General features: G+C 65.9%; 16 protein-coding genes and 1 tRNA gene. 10 read left to right on the plus strand and 7 right to left on the minus strand.

Translation table 11 applies throughout. The features are described 5' to 3' along the window. Positions 1–8: 8 nt before the first annotated feature. Positions 9–737, plus strand: a complete 729-nt coding sequence (recO, locus tag J5J86_RS16485; protein ID WP_209099886.1) for a DNA repair protein RecO — start codon at positions 9–11, stop codon at positions 735–737. Between the two features lie 77 nt (positions 738–814). Here the strand turns inward: recO and J5J86_RS16490 are convergent, their stop codons facing one another. Continuing rightward, a complete protein-coding gene (locus J5J86_RS16490) occupies positions 815–1,144 on the minus strand; it encodes a hypothetical protein (protein WP_209099887.1) in 330 nt (109 codons plus the stop codon). A 280-nt stretch (positions 1,145–1,424) separates the two neighbouring features. On the opposite strand from J5J86_RS16490, the gene parC reads away from it, so the two are divergent. After that, on the plus strand, positions 1,425–3,662 hold the full coding sequence (gene parC / locus J5J86_RS16495) for a DNA topoisomerase IV subunit A (protein ID WP_209099888.1): 2,238 nt from the start codon (positions 1,425–1,427) through the stop codon (positions 3,660–3,662). Positions 3,663–3,673: 11 nt separating this feature from the next. Next, positions 3,674–5,452, plus strand: a complete 1,779-nt coding sequence (locus J5J86_RS16500) for a chloride channel protein (RefSeq protein ID WP_209099889.1) — start codon at positions 3,674–3,676, stop codon at positions 5,450–5,452. A 4-nt stretch (positions 5,453–5,456) separates the two neighbouring features. On the opposite strand, the gene J5J86_RS16505 is transcribed toward J5J86_RS16500, so the two are convergent. From J5J86_RS16505 to hemB, 5 genes are all read right to left on the minus strand, one after another. Next, positions 5,457–6,131 (minus strand): MarC family protein, encoded by a 675-nt coding sequence (locus J5J86_RS16505; RefSeq protein ID WP_209099890.1) that lies wholly within the window; start codon positions 6,129–6,131, stop codon positions 5,457–5,459. Between the two features lie 57 nt (positions 6,132–6,188). Beyond that, positions 6,189–6,944 (minus strand): arginyltransferase, encoded by a 756-nt coding sequence (locus J5J86_RS16510; RefSeq protein ID WP_209099891.1) that lies wholly within the window; start codon positions 6,942–6,944, stop codon positions 6,189–6,191. A 75-nt stretch (positions 6,945–7,019) separates the two neighbouring features. Further along, the gene (locus J5J86_RS16515) at positions 7,020–7,562 is read right to left on the minus strand and encodes an RDD family protein (RefSeq protein WP_209099892.1); all 543 of its coding nucleotides are present in this window, start codon (positions 7,560–7,562) and stop codon (positions 7,020–7,022) included. A gap of 112 nt (positions 7,563–7,674) precedes the next feature. Continuing rightward, positions 7,675–8,940, minus strand: a complete 1,266-nt coding sequence (locus tag J5J86_RS16520) for a threonine ammonia-lyase (protein ID WP_209099894.1) — start codon at positions 8,938–8,940, stop codon at positions 7,675–7,677. 22 nt (positions 8,941–8,962) lie between these two features. Then, entirely contained in the window at positions 8,963–10,012 is a 1,050-nt protein-coding gene (gene hemB / locus J5J86_RS16525; protein ID WP_209099896.1) for a porphobilinogen synthase, read from the minus strand. 183 nt (positions 10,013–10,195) lie between these two features. Here hemB and J5J86_RS16530 point away from each other — a divergent pair, with 183 nt between their 5' ends. From J5J86_RS16530 to J5J86_RS16545, 4 genes are all read left to right on the plus strand, one after another. After that, entirely contained in the window at positions 10,196–11,254 is a 1,059-nt protein-coding gene (locus tag J5J86_RS16530) for an enoyl-CoA hydratase/isomerase family protein (RefSeq protein ID WP_209099898.1), read from the plus strand. Between the two features lie 23 nt (positions 11,255–11,277). Further along, a complete protein-coding gene (locus J5J86_RS16535; RefSeq protein WP_209099900.1) occupies positions 11,278–11,703 on the plus strand; it encodes a DUF6163 family protein in 426 nt (141 codons plus the stop codon). Positions 11,704–11,726: 23 nt separating this feature from the next. Then, positions 11,727–12,410 carry an O-methyltransferase gene (locus J5J86_RS16540; protein ID WP_209099902.1) on the plus strand — a complete coding sequence of 228 codons (684 nt, stop codon included), beginning with the start codon at positions 11,727–11,729 and terminating at the stop codon, positions 12,408–12,410. 146 nt (positions 12,411–12,556) lie between these two features. Then, the gene (locus J5J86_RS16545) at positions 12,557–13,117 is read left to right on the plus strand and encodes a DUF4142 domain-containing protein (protein ID WP_209099904.1); all 561 of its coding nucleotides are present in this window, start codon (positions 12,557–12,559) and stop codon (positions 13,115–13,117) included. 25 nt (positions 13,118–13,142) lie between these two features. On the opposite strand, the gene J5J86_RS16550 is transcribed toward J5J86_RS16545, so the two are convergent. Then, positions 13,143–13,364: a hypothetical protein gene (locus J5J86_RS16550; RefSeq protein WP_209099906.1), complete on the minus strand. Its 222-nt coding sequence runs from the start codon at positions 13,362–13,364 to the stop codon at positions 13,143–13,145. Between the two features lie 186 nt (positions 13,365–13,550). On the opposite strand from J5J86_RS16550, the gene J5J86_RS16555 reads away from it, so the two are divergent. From J5J86_RS16555 to J5J86_RS16565, 3 genes are all read left to right on the plus strand, one after another. After that, entirely contained in the window at positions 13,551–14,084 is a 534-nt protein-coding gene (locus tag J5J86_RS16555; RefSeq protein ID WP_209099908.1) for a D-glycero-alpha-D-manno-heptose-1,7-bisphosphate 7-phosphatase, read from the plus strand. Between the two features lie 185 nt (positions 14,085–14,269). Further along, positions 14,270–14,359 (plus strand) — tRNA-Ser (locus tag J5J86_RS16560). A 196-nt stretch (positions 14,360–14,555) separates the two neighbouring features. Then, entirely contained in the window at positions 14,556–14,720 is a 165-nt protein-coding gene (locus J5J86_RS16565; protein WP_209099910.1) for a hypothetical protein, read from the plus strand. Positions 14,721–14,828 lie beyond the last annotated feature (108 nt).

The raw sequence follows: 14,828 nt of genomic DNA on the forward strand, positions 1-14,828 counted from the left end.
ACGCTGCCGTGGAATGGATCGACGAGGGCATTGTCATCGGCGTGCGGCGGCACGGTGAGAACAATGCCGTCGTTGAACTGATGACGCAGGCGCGGGGCCGGCATCTGGGCCTTGTGCGCGGCGGGTTCTCCCGCCGACAGGCGCCTGTGCTGCAACCAGGCAACAAGGTGCGGGCGGTGTGGCGCGCGCGGGTGCCCGAGCAATTGGGCCTCTTCAGCCTGGAACCCGTGGAGGAGCGGGCGGGGCGGCTGATGGAGGCGGCCCATGGAGCGTTCGGCGTCACCTATATGGGCACCCTGCTGCACCTCCTGCCCGAGCGCGACCCCCATCCTGGCCTTTATGGTGTGCTGGACGCCATCTTGGATGCCTTCACCGAGCCCCTGGCCGCCGGCGAACTGCTGGCGCGGTTCGAACTGGCAATGCTAGGTGAACTGGGCTTCGGCCTGGAACTGCAGAGCTGTGCGGCCACGGGGGGGAACAATAATCTGGTTTTTGTCTCGCCACGGACGGGCCGGGCCGTTTCCGAAGATGCGGGCGCGCCCTATGCTGACCTGCTTCTTCCACTGCCATCCTTCCTGGTGGGCTCCATCGTGCCGCCGTCGGTGGGTGATCTTGAGGATGCCTTCCGCCTGACCGAATACTTCCTCGCCCGACGGGTGTTCGAACCGCGCGGGTTGAGCGTTCCGGAAGCGCGATCAGGCTTCCTGTCGGCCCTGCGACGGGCAACATCGCGTTGACTTGACGCCATTCGGCCCGGAGCGGGAGCTGCGGGCCGATGCTGAAGCATGTTCTGGAAGCCTTAGCCTGACCTGCTTCAATAGAAGCGGCGGGGCGGCGGGGCGTAATAGTTGCCGTAACGCGGAGCGGGCCGGGGACCATAGCCATATCCGCGCGGCGGACCCACCCAGACGCGATTGCAACGCTGGACGACGACCGGCCGCCCATTCCACCAGGTGCGCACGGGACGGCAGACGCGGCGCCATGCCACCTGCTCGGCGCTCACCCCCCCTCGAGCCATGCCGAGCGGTTGGGCGGCCGGAGCGGCGGGTGTCGCCGGGGTGAGCGGCATGGCCTGGGCCTGGCCGGCGAGCGAGACGATTCCCAGTGCCGCAGCCCCACAGCAAGCAACAACAAGACGTTTCATCTCAGCTTCTCCTTCGAAGCGATGTGGCGCACCGTTCGGTGCTGCTAATGAGTGTCTAAAGCCAAGATGTCGGTGATTTGTTCCATCTGAAGCACAAGTAAGATTTGTCGGAGGCGCCGATGTGGGCGAATTAACCATTTGTCTGAACGATCGTTCACGCTCTGCTGCGGAACAGATACAGAGAGCCGACTTTACGGCAAAGTTGCGCTACCGCTGCGGCAACGTCGCGGTGTTCACATGGCGCCTTGTGTGTCGCTGTGGAGCGCGCTAGTCGAACCACATGGCCAAGCGCACTCCCCCGCCCAGCGAAGGTTCCATCGAGCCGGTCGCCCTCAAGACCGCCCTTGAGGAGCGTTACCTCGCCTATGCCCTGTCCACCATCATGCATCGGGCGCTTCCTGATGCGCGGGACGGGCTGAAGCCGGTGCACCGGCGCATCCTCCACGCCATGCGCCAGCTGAAGCTGGATCCGGGGACGGGCTTCAAGAAATGCGCCCGCGTGGTGGGCGACGTCATCGGCAAGTTCCACCCCCATGGCGATCAGGCGGTCTATGACGCCCTCGTGCGTCTCGCCCAGGATTTCGCCCAGCGCTACCCGCTGGTGGATGGCCAGGGCAATTTCGGCAATGTGGACGGCGATAACGCGGCGGCCATGCGCTACACCGAAGCGCGCATGACTGAGACCGCCCGCCTGCTGCTCGATGGTATCGACGAGGACGCGGTGGATTTCCGGCCCACCTATGACGGCTCCGAGGAGGAGCCGGTGGTGCTGCCGGCGGCCTTCCCCAATCTCTTGGCCAATGGTTCGCAAGGCATCGCGGTGGGCATGGCCACGTCCATCCCGCCGCACAATGCGGCCGAACTGCTGGACGCGGCCCTTTATCTGTTGGACCGGCCGGAGGCGCCCGCTTCCGATCTGCTGCAATTCGTGCCCGGACCGGATTTCCCAACCGGCGGCGTGCTGGTGGAGGACCCCATCGGCGTCGCGGAGGCCTATGCCACCGGACGCGGCTCGTTTCGCGTGCGGGCGCGCTGGGAGCGCGAGGAAACCGGGCGCGGCACCTATCTCGTCGTGGTCACCGAGATTCCCTATGGCGTGCCCAAGTCGCGCCTGGTGGAGAAGATCGCCGAGCTTCTGACCGATAAGAAGCTGCCGCTGCTCGCCGACGTGCGCGATGAATCCGCCGAGGACATCCGTCTGGTGCTGGAGCCGCGGGCGCGCAATGTGGACCCGGAAGTGCTCATGGAAAGCCTGTTCAAGCTGACAGAGCTTGAGGCGCGCATTCCCCTGAACATGAACGTGCTGGTGCGCGGTCAGATCCCCAAGGTGCTCTCTTTGGCGGATGCCCTGCGCGAGTGGCTGGCCCATCGCCGGGATGTGCTGCTGCGCCGCTCGCGCCATCGGCTCGGCGAGATCGCCCATCGTCTTGAAGTGCTGGCCGGCTATCTCGTCGCCTATCTCAACCTCGACGAGGTGATCCGTATCATCCGCGAGGAGGACGAGCCGAAGGCCGAGTTGATGCGGACCTTCTCGCTCTCCGACGTCCAGGCGGAAGCCATCCTCAACATGCGCCTGCGCTCCCTGCGCAAGCTGGAGGAGATGGAGATCCGCAAGGAGCATGACGCGTTGAGCCGCGAACAGGACCAGCTCAACAAGCTGGTGGCGTCCGAGTCTGCCCAGTGGAAGGCCATCGGTACCGAGATCCGCCAGACGCGCAAGACCTATGGACCCGATACCGAGATCGGCCGTCGCCGCACCAGCTTCGCCGCCGCCCCCGTGCTGCATGAGGACGCCTTCACAGAGGCTCTCGTGGAGCGTGAACCCATCACGGTCGTGGTGTCCCAGAAGGGCTGGATCCGCGCGTTGAAGGGCCACCAGGCGGATGTGACGGGTCTCCAGTTCAAGGGCGACGACACGCTCGCCCATGCCTTCTATGCGGAGACGACGTCCCGCCTCATGGTGGTGGCGACCAATGGACGCTTCTACACGCTGGAGGCGTCCAAGCTGCCTGGCGGGCGCGGCCATGGCGAGCCGCTGCGCCTGATGATCGACCTGGAGCAGGAGGCGGACATCGTGTCGGTGTTCGCCCATGTGGCAGGTCAGAGGCTTCTGGTGGCTTCAAAGGAAGGGCGCGGCTTCCTCGTCTCCTCCGACGAGTGCCTCGCCACGACGCGCAAGGGCAAGCAGGTGCTCACCGTGGACCTTCCTGACCGCACCGCCGTGGTGGCCCCGGCCGTGGGCGATACGGTGGCGGTGATTGGTGACAACCGGAAGCTGCTCCTCTTCCCGCTCAACCAGGTTCCGGAAATGACCCGTGGCCGGGGCGTGCGGCTCCAACGCTACAAGGAGGGGGGGCTGTCCGACGCGAAAGTCTTCACCCGAGCCGAAGGGTTGACCTGGGAGGACACGTCGGGCCGCACCTGGACCGTCTCCGAACTGCTCGACTGGCAGGGCGAGCGCGCCTCGTCCGGGCGCCTGCCCCCCAAGGGCTTTCCCCGCAACAATCGCTTTGCCTGAGGCGAGAGGGAATGGGCCGGATCTCTCGTGCCGATCTGAGCCCCCGCCGCGCCGTCGGCGCTGTCGGCGGGGCGGTGCACGCCATGGTGCGGACGCGGGAAGTCTTTCTGGTTCTGCTGGCCTGCATCGTCGGCGCGGTGGCTGGGATCGGCGTGACGGCCATGAGCCGTGGCGCTCATGAGATGCACAAGATCCTGTTCGGCGCCGGGCCGGAGGGCTTCCTCTCCGCCATGTCGGATCTCTCCCATCTCTATATGTACGCCATCCCCGCCGCCGGCGGCCTCGTGATCGGGCTTTATTCCCTGGCCCTGAAGCGCCTGCGCCCGCGCCCCATCGTTGATCCGGTGGAGGCCAATGCGCTGGAAGGCGGGCGCATGTCGCTGCTGGACAGCTTCCTCCTGTCCGCCCAGACCATGCTGTGCAATGGCTTCGGTGCCTCCGTGGGCATGGAGGCCGGCTATACGCAGTGGGGCTCGGGATTTGGCTCTTTTCTCGGCCAGAAGCTGCGCATCAGCAGATCGGAAATGCGCATCCTGGTGGGGTGCGGGGCAGCGGCCGGCATTGCCGCCGCCTTTCATGCCCCGCTCACCGGCGCTTTCTACGCTTTTGAGCTCATCATCGGTGTCTATGCCATCCCCGCGGTGGCTCAGGTCATAGCGGCAGCCCTCGTGGGCTTTCTGGTGGCCCGTGAACTCGGCGCTGTGGGCACGCCGATCATCGTCCCGGAGGCGCGGGACGTGGTGCCGCTGGACTTCCTGCCCTACATCGCGCTCGGCCTAGTCGGTGCACTCCTTGCCATCGCCATCATGCGGCTGATGACGCTGGTGGAGGCGGGCTTCGCACGGACTGGCCTGCCGGCGCCTCTGCGCCCGGTGGTAGGGGGCATGGGCGTCGGCCTCTTGGCCCTCTTTTCGCCCCAGGTGCTGGCGAGCGGCGAGGGGGCCATGCACATCCAGGTGGGCACGGGGGTGACGCTGGCCGTGCTGGGCGTCTTGGTGTTCAAGATCGCGGCGGCGGCGCTCTCGCTGGGCTCCGGTTTTCGCGGGGGCCTGTTCTCGGCGGCCTTGTTTATGGGGTCGTTGCTGGGGAAGCTGTTCGCCGTCGCCATCGGGGTGCTCGTGCCGTTCCTCGCCATCGACCCGGTGAGCTCCGCCGTCGTGGGCATGGCGGCGCTGGCGGTGGGGGTCGTGGGCGGCCCCTTCACCATGACCTTCCTAACCTTGGAGTCCACCGGAGACCTCGGCATATCCGGATTGGTGCTCACGGCCGCCATCGTCTGCTCGCTGGTGGTGCGCAATGCTTTCGGGTTTTCGTTCACCACCTGGCGCATGCATGTGCGCGGCGAGACCATTCGCGGCGCGCACGATGTGGGCATGATCCGGTCGCTGACGGTACGCCAGGTGATGGAGGCCGAACCGGCCATCCTGTCCGCCGCCATGCCCCTCCAGGAGGCACGCACCATCCTGCGGGACCGCGGGCTGCTGGCCGCCGTATTGGTGGACGAGAACGGGCGCCAGCGCGGCGTCCTCCAGCGGGTGGATGCCTGGGCGGAGGGCGTCGATCCCCTGGGACCTGCCCATGCCCTCGCCAAGGGCGAAGACGAGGCGATCCGGCCGGACAGCCAGGTGCGCGAAGCCCTGTCCGCCTTCCGCCGGGCGGATGCCACACGCCTGCCCGTGGCCGATGAAGACGGACGGGTGGTGGGCCTGCTTGCCGAGGTGGGAGCCCTGCGCTCCTATGTCGGCGTGCTGGAGCGGGTGCGGCGCAGCCTTTCAGGCGACCGCTACTGACCGCTCACGGGTGAGCGAGGCTGTCGATCAGCTGGGCAATTCCGGTCCACATGATCTGCAGCCCGATGCATAGCAGGATGAAAGCGAACAGCCGCACCAGGATGTTGGTGCCGTTGCGCCCGAGGATCCGCTCAATGTCGCCCGCATAACGGTAGGCGACGAAAATGCTCGCCCCGATGGCCATCAGGCCCGCCAGTGCGGCGAGCACATGCAGGCCCAGTCCTGCCCAGCTCTCTCCGCTGGTGTCCACCCCCTGCGTGCCCAGCGCGATGGCAGTCGCGATCGAGCCGGGGCCGACCGTGAGCGGCATGGTGAGGGGATAGAAGGCCTTGTCCACGAAGGCGGTGGCATCGATCTCTTCTGGCTTGGCGACGGTGCGGTCGGTACTGGCTTCGCCCTGGTGGAGCAATTGCCAGCCCACCACGGTCACCACCAGGCCGCCTGCCACCCGCAGCACCGGCAGGCTCACCCCAAAGAAGGTGAGCACGTGGGAGCCCACTGCCATGGAGGCCACCAGCAGGATGAAGCCATAGAGCGCCACCTTGGTGGCCACCTGGGCGCGCACCTTGTCGGGCGCGCCGCGCATCATTTCATAGAAGATGGGCGCTCCGCCCAGCGGGTTGACCACCGGGAAAAGGCCGGCAAAGACGGCCAGGAAGATGTTCAGGTATGTGGTCATGATGCCCCATCCGGTCTCCCCTTGCGAGGGCCAGCCCGGATCCCCCCAGACGCGCTGTTACTCTTCCCCCTCGAACCGCTCCCACCCCTGCGGGGACAGCCGCTCCTGGGGAATGAAGCGGCTCTTATAGCTCATCTTGCGGGAGCCTCTCACCCAATAGCCAAGATAGACATAGGGCAGGTCCATGGCGCGCGCCCGCGCGATATGATCGAGGATCAGGAAGGTGCCCAGCGAGCGCTTGGGAATGTTGGGGTTGTAGAAGGAATAGACCATGGACAGCCCATCGGAGAGGATGTCCGTGAGCGCCACGGCGAACAGGTCGCCGGTGCCCTTGCCATTGATGCGAGTGTCGGGACCCCTGCGGCGATATTCGATCAGCCGGGTCTGGACATGCGTGTCCTCGACCATCATCGCATAGTCGAGCACGTTCATGTCCGCCATGCCGCCCGATCCGTGGCGGGTGGAGACATAGGCGCGGAAGAGAGAATATTGCTCGGACGTCGGCGTCGGCTGCCGCAACGTGCCCACAAGGTCCTCATTGTCGGCCGCAACGCGGCGGAAGCCGCGCGTTTCCTTGAAATCGGCCACACAGATGCGCACCGACACGCAGGCCCGGCAACCTTCGCAGGCCGGGCGATAGGCGATGGACTGGCTGCGGCGGAAGCCACCCTGGGTAAGCACGTCGTTGAGCGCAGTGGCGCGTTCACCCACCAGATGGGTGAACACCTTCCGCTCCTCTCGGCCCGGCAGATAGGGGCAGGGGGAGGGGGCCGTCAGATAGAATTGCGGCGTGTCACGCGAGTGCTCGGTCACGGCCCTGTCACCACTTGGAGCGACAGCATCGCTCCAGCCGACGAGTCGGTCAAAGGTTTCCTCTGGGAAGGCGAATCAAAAACGGGTGCGCCGAAGCAGTGCAGCGCGCGTCTCATTGTTCACCACAACCGTCCCCAGTACGAAATCGTGCAGCAGACGGCGGCGCCCATTGAACAACGCCACCAGCAGCACAAAGGGCGTGAGGAAGCTGACGGACACCCAGTACAGCACGACATGTGCCGCGCCGAGCAGGCTGTAGCAGGGGGCGCCCGTGATGGTGCGCATTTCCAGGTCCATCAGCCGCATGCCCAATGTCGCCGAGGCGGGCGAACCAAGCGTGATGGCGTTGTAACAGATAGCCCAGATGACGAAGGCCGGAGACACGAGCGGAAACAGCATCCAGCCAAGGCTCAGCGTCACAATGCCGAACACGAAAATGAACAAAGTGAGCAGCACGATGGGTCCGATGATCATGGTCGCATCCACCAGGAATGCCACCATGCGTCGGGAGAGCACGCCCTCGAAATATTCCGGCGTCGTGACCGGGTCATAGGCCTGCGCCTGGTCGCCAGTCGTGCCTCCGACCCAGTCGCTGCCGCCCGGGGGTGTATACCTCATCGCTCCTCAACTCCTGGTCGGGCTGCGGCCGAAGGACCTCTTATGCCCGCGGGCAGCCTTCTGCCCGCTGACCTAACGTGGTGCTGGCAGGGCGCGCCTGCAAGGAGGGGTGCTACCAGTCGGCCCCGCCGGCCCCGAGCCGCTGCACCGGCAGGCCCTCGGCTTCCAGCGCTTTGTGGATGAGGTCCGCATGGGCCTGGTCGCGGGTCTCCACGGTGAGATCGAGGCGGGTGCCCTTGGCGGGCACGTCGAGGAAGGTGCGGCGATGGTGCACCTCCAGGATGTTGGCGCCGAGCCGTCCCAGAAGCGTGGAGATGCGCCCCAGCATGCCCGGCCGGTCCAGGATAGTGAGCCGGAAAGACACGATGCGGTGCTCGCGCTCCAGCTCACGCATCATGATGCCGGCGAGCACGCGGGGGTCGATATTGGCCCCGGAAAGCACGAGGCCCACCCGCCTGCCCCGATAGCGGTCCGGGTCGGTGAGGATGGCGGCAAGACCGGCAGCACCGGCGCCTTCAGTCACGGTCTTCTGAAGAATGAGCAGCGCGTTGACGGCCCGCTCCAGGGCGGATTCCTCCACCAGCTCGATGCGGTCCACCAGCTGCGCCACGATGGTGGAGGTCAAGGATCCGACATTGCGCACCGCAATGCCTTCCGCCAGCGTCGGCCCACCGCATTCGCGGGGCTGGCCCGTGCGCAGCGACCACATGGCCGGATAGAGCGCCGCCTCCACGCCGACCACCTCTGTGGCGGGGGAATGCCCCTTCACCGCGAGCGCCACGCCCGAGATGAGCCCACCGCCCCCCACCGGCACGAGAATGGTATCGAAGGCCGGCCCATCCTCGATCATCTCCAAGGCGACGCTGCCCTGGCCGGCGATCACGTCAGGATCGTCATAGGGGTGGACGAAGATCCGCCCCTCGGAGGCGGCAATGCGTGCTGCCTCTTCCGCTGCCTCTCCCACACCCTCGCCATAGAGCACAACGCGCGCGCCGAAGCCCTCGGTGGCCAGCACCTTCACCTGGGGCGTCGTTTCCGGCATGACGATGGTGGTGGAAATGCCGAGCCGGGTGCCGTGATAAGCCACCGCCTGGGCATGATTTCCCGCGGACATGGCCACCACGCCCCGCCGCGCCTCGTCCGCCGAGAGGCGGGCGAGCTTCACCACGGCGCCGCGCTCCTTGAAGGAGGCGGTAACCTGGAAGTTCTCGAACTTCACCCACACGTCAGCCCCGGTGAGCTGGGACAGGCGCGGGGCATGCAGGGTCGGCGTGCGCATGACCGCTGCCGAGACGATGGCACGCGCGCCTTCCACGTCCGCGAGCGTGACGGGCAGGGGAGGGACGGCCAGCGGCCGCGCGGACGATTCAAGGCGCATGGAAGGCAGATCCGGCGGGGCGTCAGCGGCCGTCCGCGAGGCGCTCGGCCACGCGAGGCGCGAAATAGGTCAGGATGCCGTCGGCGCCGGCGCGCTTGAAGGCCATGAGGGCTTCGACCACGATCCGCTCGCCATCCACCCAGCCGTTGCGGATGGCCCCTTCGATCATCGCGTATTCGCCGGACACCTGATAGGCGTAAGTGGGCATGCCGAAGGCTTCCTTCAGCCGGTAGACCACGTCCAGATAGGGCAAGCCTGGCTTCACCATAAGCATGTCGGCGCCCTCTTCCACATCGAGCGCGGCCTCGCGGATGGCCTCCAGGCCGTTGGCGGGGTCCATTTGATAGGTGCGCTTGTCGCCGACCAGCGTCTTGGAGGTGCCGATGGCATCGCGGAACGGGCCGTAAAAGGCCGAGGCATATTTGGCCGCGTAGGACATGATCTGCACGTCCCGGAAGCCGGCGGCGTCGAGGCCCGCCCTGATGGCACCGATGCGGCCGTCCATCATGTCGGAGGGGGCAATCACATCCGCTCCCGCCTCGGCCTGGACCACCGCTTGGCGTACCAGCACCGCCACGGTCTCGTCATTGAGAATCCGCTCCCCTTCCAGCAGGCCGTCATGGCCGTGGCTGGTATAGGGATCGAGGGCGACGTCGGTGATGAGGCCCAGCTCCGGCACTTCCGCCTTGATGGCGCGCAGGCTCTTGCAGACAAGGTTTTCCCCGTTGAGCGCCTCGCTGCCGAAGGGGTCCCGCAGGTCCGGGTCCGTATAGGGAAAGAGCGCGAGGGCCGGGATGCCCAGCTTTGCCGCCTTCTCCGCGTCGCGGACGATCTCGTCCACGCTCACGCGCTCCACGCCCGGCATGGAGGGGACCGTCTCGCGCCGATTTTCCCCCTCGATAACGAAGACCGGCCAGATCAGGTCGTCCACTGTGAGTGTGTTCTCGCGCACCAGGCGGCGGGACCAGTCCGCCTTGCGATTGCGGCGCAGGCGATGGGTCAGGGGCAGGCCCGTATGCGCCTCGGCTGCGGCGGCATCAGGGGAGCGGAAGCGGGCGTGGGTGATCGACATGAGGCGCCTCTCGCGGTCGCGCGGGCCTAAGCCCGAAAGTTGAGCACCTTATAGACCCAGGATGGGGCCTGCGCGAGCATTCCCGCGACGCCGGGCGGCGTTGACGCTGGTGCATGGGCCGTCTAACCCTCCCGAGCCGCCCGCCCGGCGGCGTTGGATCGAGCCGTCCCTCCAGGAGCTGCCGTGACCACCGAGCCTCAGGTCCTGTTCGAACGCCAAGGCGAAGCCGGCGTCATCACCCTCAACCGCCCCAAGGCGCTCAATGCCTTGACCCTGGAGATGGTGCGGCAGATCCATCCCCAGTTGCGCGCCTGGGCCGCCGATGCGGCCGTCACGCGGGTGATTCTGCGGGCCGCTGGAGAAAAGGCCTTCTGCGCCGGCGGTGACGTCCGCCAGCTCTATGATCTGGGACGGGAAGGGCGCTATGAGGAGGCGCTGACCTTCTGGCGCGAGGAATATGTCCTCAACCACTTTATCGGCACCTATCCCAAGCCCTTCATTTCACTGATCGACGGCATCTGCATGGGCGGCGGATTCGGCCTCTCCGCCCATGGACCTTATCGGGTGGCGGGGGATCGCTACCTCTTCGCCATGCCCGAGGTGAATATCGGCCTCTTCCCCGACGTAGGCGGCACCCATGTGCTGCCGCGCCTCAAGGGCGGGCGTGGCGTCTATCTCGCCCTGACCGGGGCCCGCATCAAGGCGGCGGACGCCTTGGCGGCGGGCCTCGTCACGCACATCGTGCCAACGGCCCGCATGGACGAGTTGGTGCGGGCCCTGGCCGGCGGCGGCGCGGTGGAAACCGTGCTTGCCGCCTTTGCCATTCCGGCCCCTGCTGCGCCCCTCGATGCCCATGGCAACCTGATCGCCGACGTCTTCACGCGCCCCGATCTCGGCGCCATCCTGGCCCGGCTCGACGAGATCGCGGCGCAAAGTGGGCCGGAGGCCGAGTTCGCCACCGCCACGGCCAAGGACATGCGCGGCAAGTGCCCCACCAGCCTTGCCCTCGCCATGGAGCAGATGCGGCGGGGACCCGTGCTCGATCTCGCCGGCTGCCTCGTCGCCGAATACCGCATGGTGAACCGGGTGGCACGGGGGCACGATTTCTACGAGGGCGTGCGCGCCATCCTGGTGGACAAGGACAATGCCCCCAAATGGCAGCCGGCGCGGCTGGAAGATGTTGATCCAAACGTGATCGCGGCCCATTTTGACCCCGTCGACGAGGAGCTCCCCCTCCCTTAGGGAGCCCAACCCATCAGGAGCCCATGTCCCATTACGATCCCATCGATGCCAGCGCACGCGCCCATATGGAGCGCATGACGCCTTGGCGTCGTCGGCTGGTCCTCTTCCTGCGGGCGGTCTCGCTCTTTCTGCTACTGGAGGGGCTCTACCATTGGGCGCTCATCTGCGGCATCGGCGGGGGCGTTCCGTTTGACGACATGCCGACCCTGCTCCAGGGCTCGGTGATCTGGGCGGCCATCATCGATCCCATTGCCGGGGTCGGCTTATGGCTGGGCGCCGGCTGGGGCGTGGTTCTGTGGCTGCTGGCCACCGCCACGCGCATCCTGCTCGACTTCCTCACGCCGGAGGGCATGCCGCGCATGCTGCTCCTGTCCTTGTTCGAAGTGTCACTGGTGGTGGCCTATGCGGTGCTTTCCGTCCGCGCCGCTCGTGAAAGCGATGAAGACTGAACGCCAAGCGTAAGGAGCGTCCCATGGCCGGAGCCGCCGACGAAAGCATCCTTTGGTCCGCCGTTGACGCCTACATCACCGATCACCTACTGCCGCCCGACGCCGCCCGCGAGGCCGCGCTCGCCGCCGCGGAAGCGGCGGGCCTGCCGGCCATCAATGTCTCACCCGCCCAGGGCCGCATGCTCACCATTCTGGCGCGCCTGGTGCGCGCCCGGCGCATCCTGGAGATCGGCACGCTTGCCGGCTACAGCACGCTCTTTCTCGCCGAGGGACTGGAGCGCGATGGGCGCATCGTCACGCTGGAAATCGACCCGGCCCACGCGGCGGTGGCGCGCGCGAATTTCGACCGCGCAGGAATCGCGGATCGCGTCGACTTGCGGCTCGGACCTGCCATCGCCTCCCTCCCGAAGATCCTGGAGGAGGGTATCGGCCCCTTCGACATGATTTTCATCGACGCCGACAAGCCCAGCAATCCGGACTATCTGGCCTTTGCCTTGAAGCTCTCCCGGCCCGGAACGCTCATCGTCTCCGACAATGTGGTGCGGGGCGGACGGGTGCTGGAGCAGGACAGCACGGACCGGTCCGTGCAGGGGACGCGCGCGCTGTTTGATGCCCTGGCTGCCGATCCAAGCCTCCTGTCGACTGCCATCCAGACCGTGGGTGCCAAAGGATATGATGGCTTCGCCCTGACGCTCGTCGGCGGCTAGCTGTGGAGCCTCAACAGCTTGTCTTCGGTCAATCCGATGCTGCTGATTGGGGTTTGGGATTTTATCCCCCCATGGGGTCGATCCCGTAAGGGAACCCGCCCCCGTGGCGTCACGTTCTCCTGTCTGCGGACACGGAGAAGAAAGCCATGACACGCCGTCTTCAAACAAGGCGCCCCTTCTGGCCGGCGGTATGCGTGGCTGCCGCCATGGGCGTTGTGGGCGCGATCGCCATTCCCGGCGTCTCCGCTCCAGCGGTCGCGCAGTTGAGGGGTACGCTCTCTGGTCCCAGCTTTGCCGAATCGGCCGGGCTCTTTGCACGCTTCGAGCGGGAGGCAGCGGACCTTGCCCGCACCCGCAGCGGACGGGAGGATATTCGCGCTTATGCGGAAAAGGGCGCGCCGACCTATGACGCCATGGTCTCAGATCTGCGCGCAGCCCTCGCCCGTGCGAATGGGGTCATCACCTTGCCCAGCGCTCTGGACGGCAGGCACGAGACGATGATCGAACGTCTCAAGACGGCACGCGGCACCGACTTCGACGCATTGTATGTTCAGGCCCAGATCGACGCGCTCAATGCCGCCGCAGGCGTGTTCGGCGCCTATGCGCGGGACGGCGACCAGAGCGCGCTCAAGGATTTTGCTGAGAAACACCTGCCCTTCCTCAACCGCCAGTTGGAGGCTGCACGCAACCTCCAAATCAAGACCTGAATGGCGAAGGAAGGGAACGTCGACCTCAATTGGTGGCCGTGCTCCCGGTAATGGAGGCAAGCAGAACGCGGGCCACTTCCTTCGTCACCCGCTTCTTGTACTTGGAATGTACAAGCTGACCATTATGGTAGATGTCCAGCTCCACATACACCATCTGACCGTCCCAGCGCAGGATGTTGTCGCTTCGAGTGGTCTCGATCACGCCAAGGCCTTCAATGAGCTGACCTTCCAGTGGCGGCTTCAACATGGCGGCGGTCTCCCGTTTGGGATGTGATCTTCATGGTCGATCCGCACCTTGCGGTCCGAACCCCCTGTCACACTAGTTCGGCGCGGCAGGCGACGGAAGGGGGCAACGGCGCGGCACAGGAGCCCTGTCTCCGGCGCCTTCGCCTTTGCCTTGCGCCGGCGGGGGAAAGCGGCCTATGGGAGGGGCATGCGCGACCCTTTTCCCGCTTTCCGCGCCGACCGGCGCCCTGCCGTCTTTCTGGACCGAGACGGCGTCCTCAACGAGGATTTCGGCTATGTGGGCAAGGTGGAGCGGGTGGTGATGATGCCTGGCGCAGCCGCAGCCGTCCGTCGCATCAATGCTGCCGGCCACTTTGTATTCGTGGTCACCAACCAGTCCGGCATTGCCAGGGGGCTCTACAGCGAGGCTGACTATTTTGCGGTGCGCGGACACATCCACGCGCTGCTGGCGGGGCAGGGCGCACGCATCGACGCCGAGCGTTACTGCCCTTTCCATCCGGAGGGCACCCTTGACGCCTTTCGCCACGACTCGCCTTGGCGCAAACCTCGGCCGGGCATGATCACGGATCTAATGGCTTCGTTTCCGGTGGATCCGAAGCGCAGTTTCCTCATCGGAGACAAGGCGTCCGATGTTGAGGCGGCTGCCGCTGCTGGCATCTGCGGCCATCTGTTTCCGGGCGGCGACCTCGACGCCTTCCTGCGCCCCCTCCTGCCGCCATGATCCCTCGGTCTTCAAGACGCGCGCCATCCACAGTTGCCGTCTCGACGGCACCCGCACCGTGGGGTATGAGGCAAACGTCCGCACGCGCGGCGGCTTCACTTCACATGAGCCGCCGCACCGGCTCTCGCCTCCGGCGGACGAGGGGCGAGAGCGGAGCGTTTCCATCGATTCGCGCCGGGCTCCGGGGAAGGGTGGCCGAGTGGTTTAAGGCAGCGGTCTTGAAAACCGCCGTGGGTGCAAGCCCACCGTGGGTTCGAATCCCACCCCTTCCGCCAAATTCACTTGATAGAAATTGTTATTTCGGAAAACCTGTTAATGATCTGCAGCCGGAAATCCGGTGGTGGAAACCGGGCTATGACCGGGTCAGATGCGCCTGAACCGTTCATGAAAACGTGAATCCCACCCGCCACCGAAGGTGTCCGAATTACGCTGTAGCGTTGAATTGATCGGGCTGCGTTAGGGTATTTAGGTTTGGACGATGAAGCAAAATGGGCGTTCATCACCGCGCGTGACGACGAAATGTTGAAGGGAGGAGAGACCATGTCGGAATGGTGCGCCTTCATCGTCTCAGATTGCGATTATGCCTTCCTCGGGCGCGCCCCTCGCAACCCTTATAACCGCTGCCGCCGCAATTGAAACCCATCTTCGCGCCGAATGAGGATCAGGGTCTCAGGTCACGCACCCCCACAGAGGCTTTGCCTCCATTCCATTCAAACCCCGGCGGGCCGCGTGGATCTGTGGCTT

The organism is Aquabacter sp. L1I39, assembly GCF_017742835.1.
Classification (GTDB): domain Bacteria; phylum Pseudomonadota; class Alphaproteobacteria; order Rhizobiales; family Xanthobacteraceae; genus L1I39.

Coding starts and splice junctions, on each gene's coding strand:
- J5J86_RS16490 (WP_209099887.1), bottom strand. CDS start 1,144: ATGAAACGTCTTGTTGTTGCTTGCTGTGGGGCTGCGGCACTGGGAATC.
- parC (WP_209099888.1), top strand. CDS start 1,425: ATGGCCAAGCGCACTCCCCCGCCCAGCGAAGGTTCCATCGAGCCGGTC.
- J5J86_RS16500 (WP_209099889.1), top strand. CDS start 3,674: ATGGGCCGGATCTCTCGTGCCGATCTGAGCCCCCGCCGCGCCGTCGGC.
- J5J86_RS16505 (WP_209099890.1), bottom strand. CDS start 6,131: ATGACCACATACCTGAACATCTTCCTGGCCGTCTTTGCCGGCCTTTTC.
- J5J86_RS16515 (WP_209099892.1), bottom strand. CDS start 7,562: ATGAGGTATACACCCCCGGGCGGCAGCGACTGGGTCGGAGGCACGACT.
- J5J86_RS16520 (WP_209099894.1), bottom strand. CDS start 8,940: ATGCGCCTTGAATCGTCCGCGCGGCCGCTGGCCGTCCCTCCCCTGCCC.
- hemB (WP_209099896.1), bottom strand. CDS start 10,012: ATGTCGATCACCCACGCCCGCTTCCGCTCCCCTGATGCCGCCGCAGCC.
- J5J86_RS16535 (WP_209099900.1), top strand. CDS start 11,278: ATGTCCCATTACGATCCCATCGATGCCAGCGCACGCGCCCATATGGAG.
- J5J86_RS16540 (WP_209099902.1), top strand. CDS start 11,727: ATGGCCGGAGCCGCCGACGAAAGCATCCTTTGGTCCGCCGTTGACGCC.
- J5J86_RS16545 (WP_209099904.1), top strand. CDS start 12,557: ATGACACGCCGTCTTCAAACAAGGCGCCCCTTCTGGCCGGCGGTATGC.
- J5J86_RS16550 (WP_209099906.1), bottom strand. CDS start 13,364: ATGTTGAAGCCGCCACTGGAAGGTCAGCTCATTGAAGGCCTTGGCGTG.
- J5J86_RS16555 (WP_209099908.1), top strand. CDS start 13,551: ATGCGCGACCCTTTTCCCGCTTTCCGCGCCGACCGGCGCCCTGCCGTC.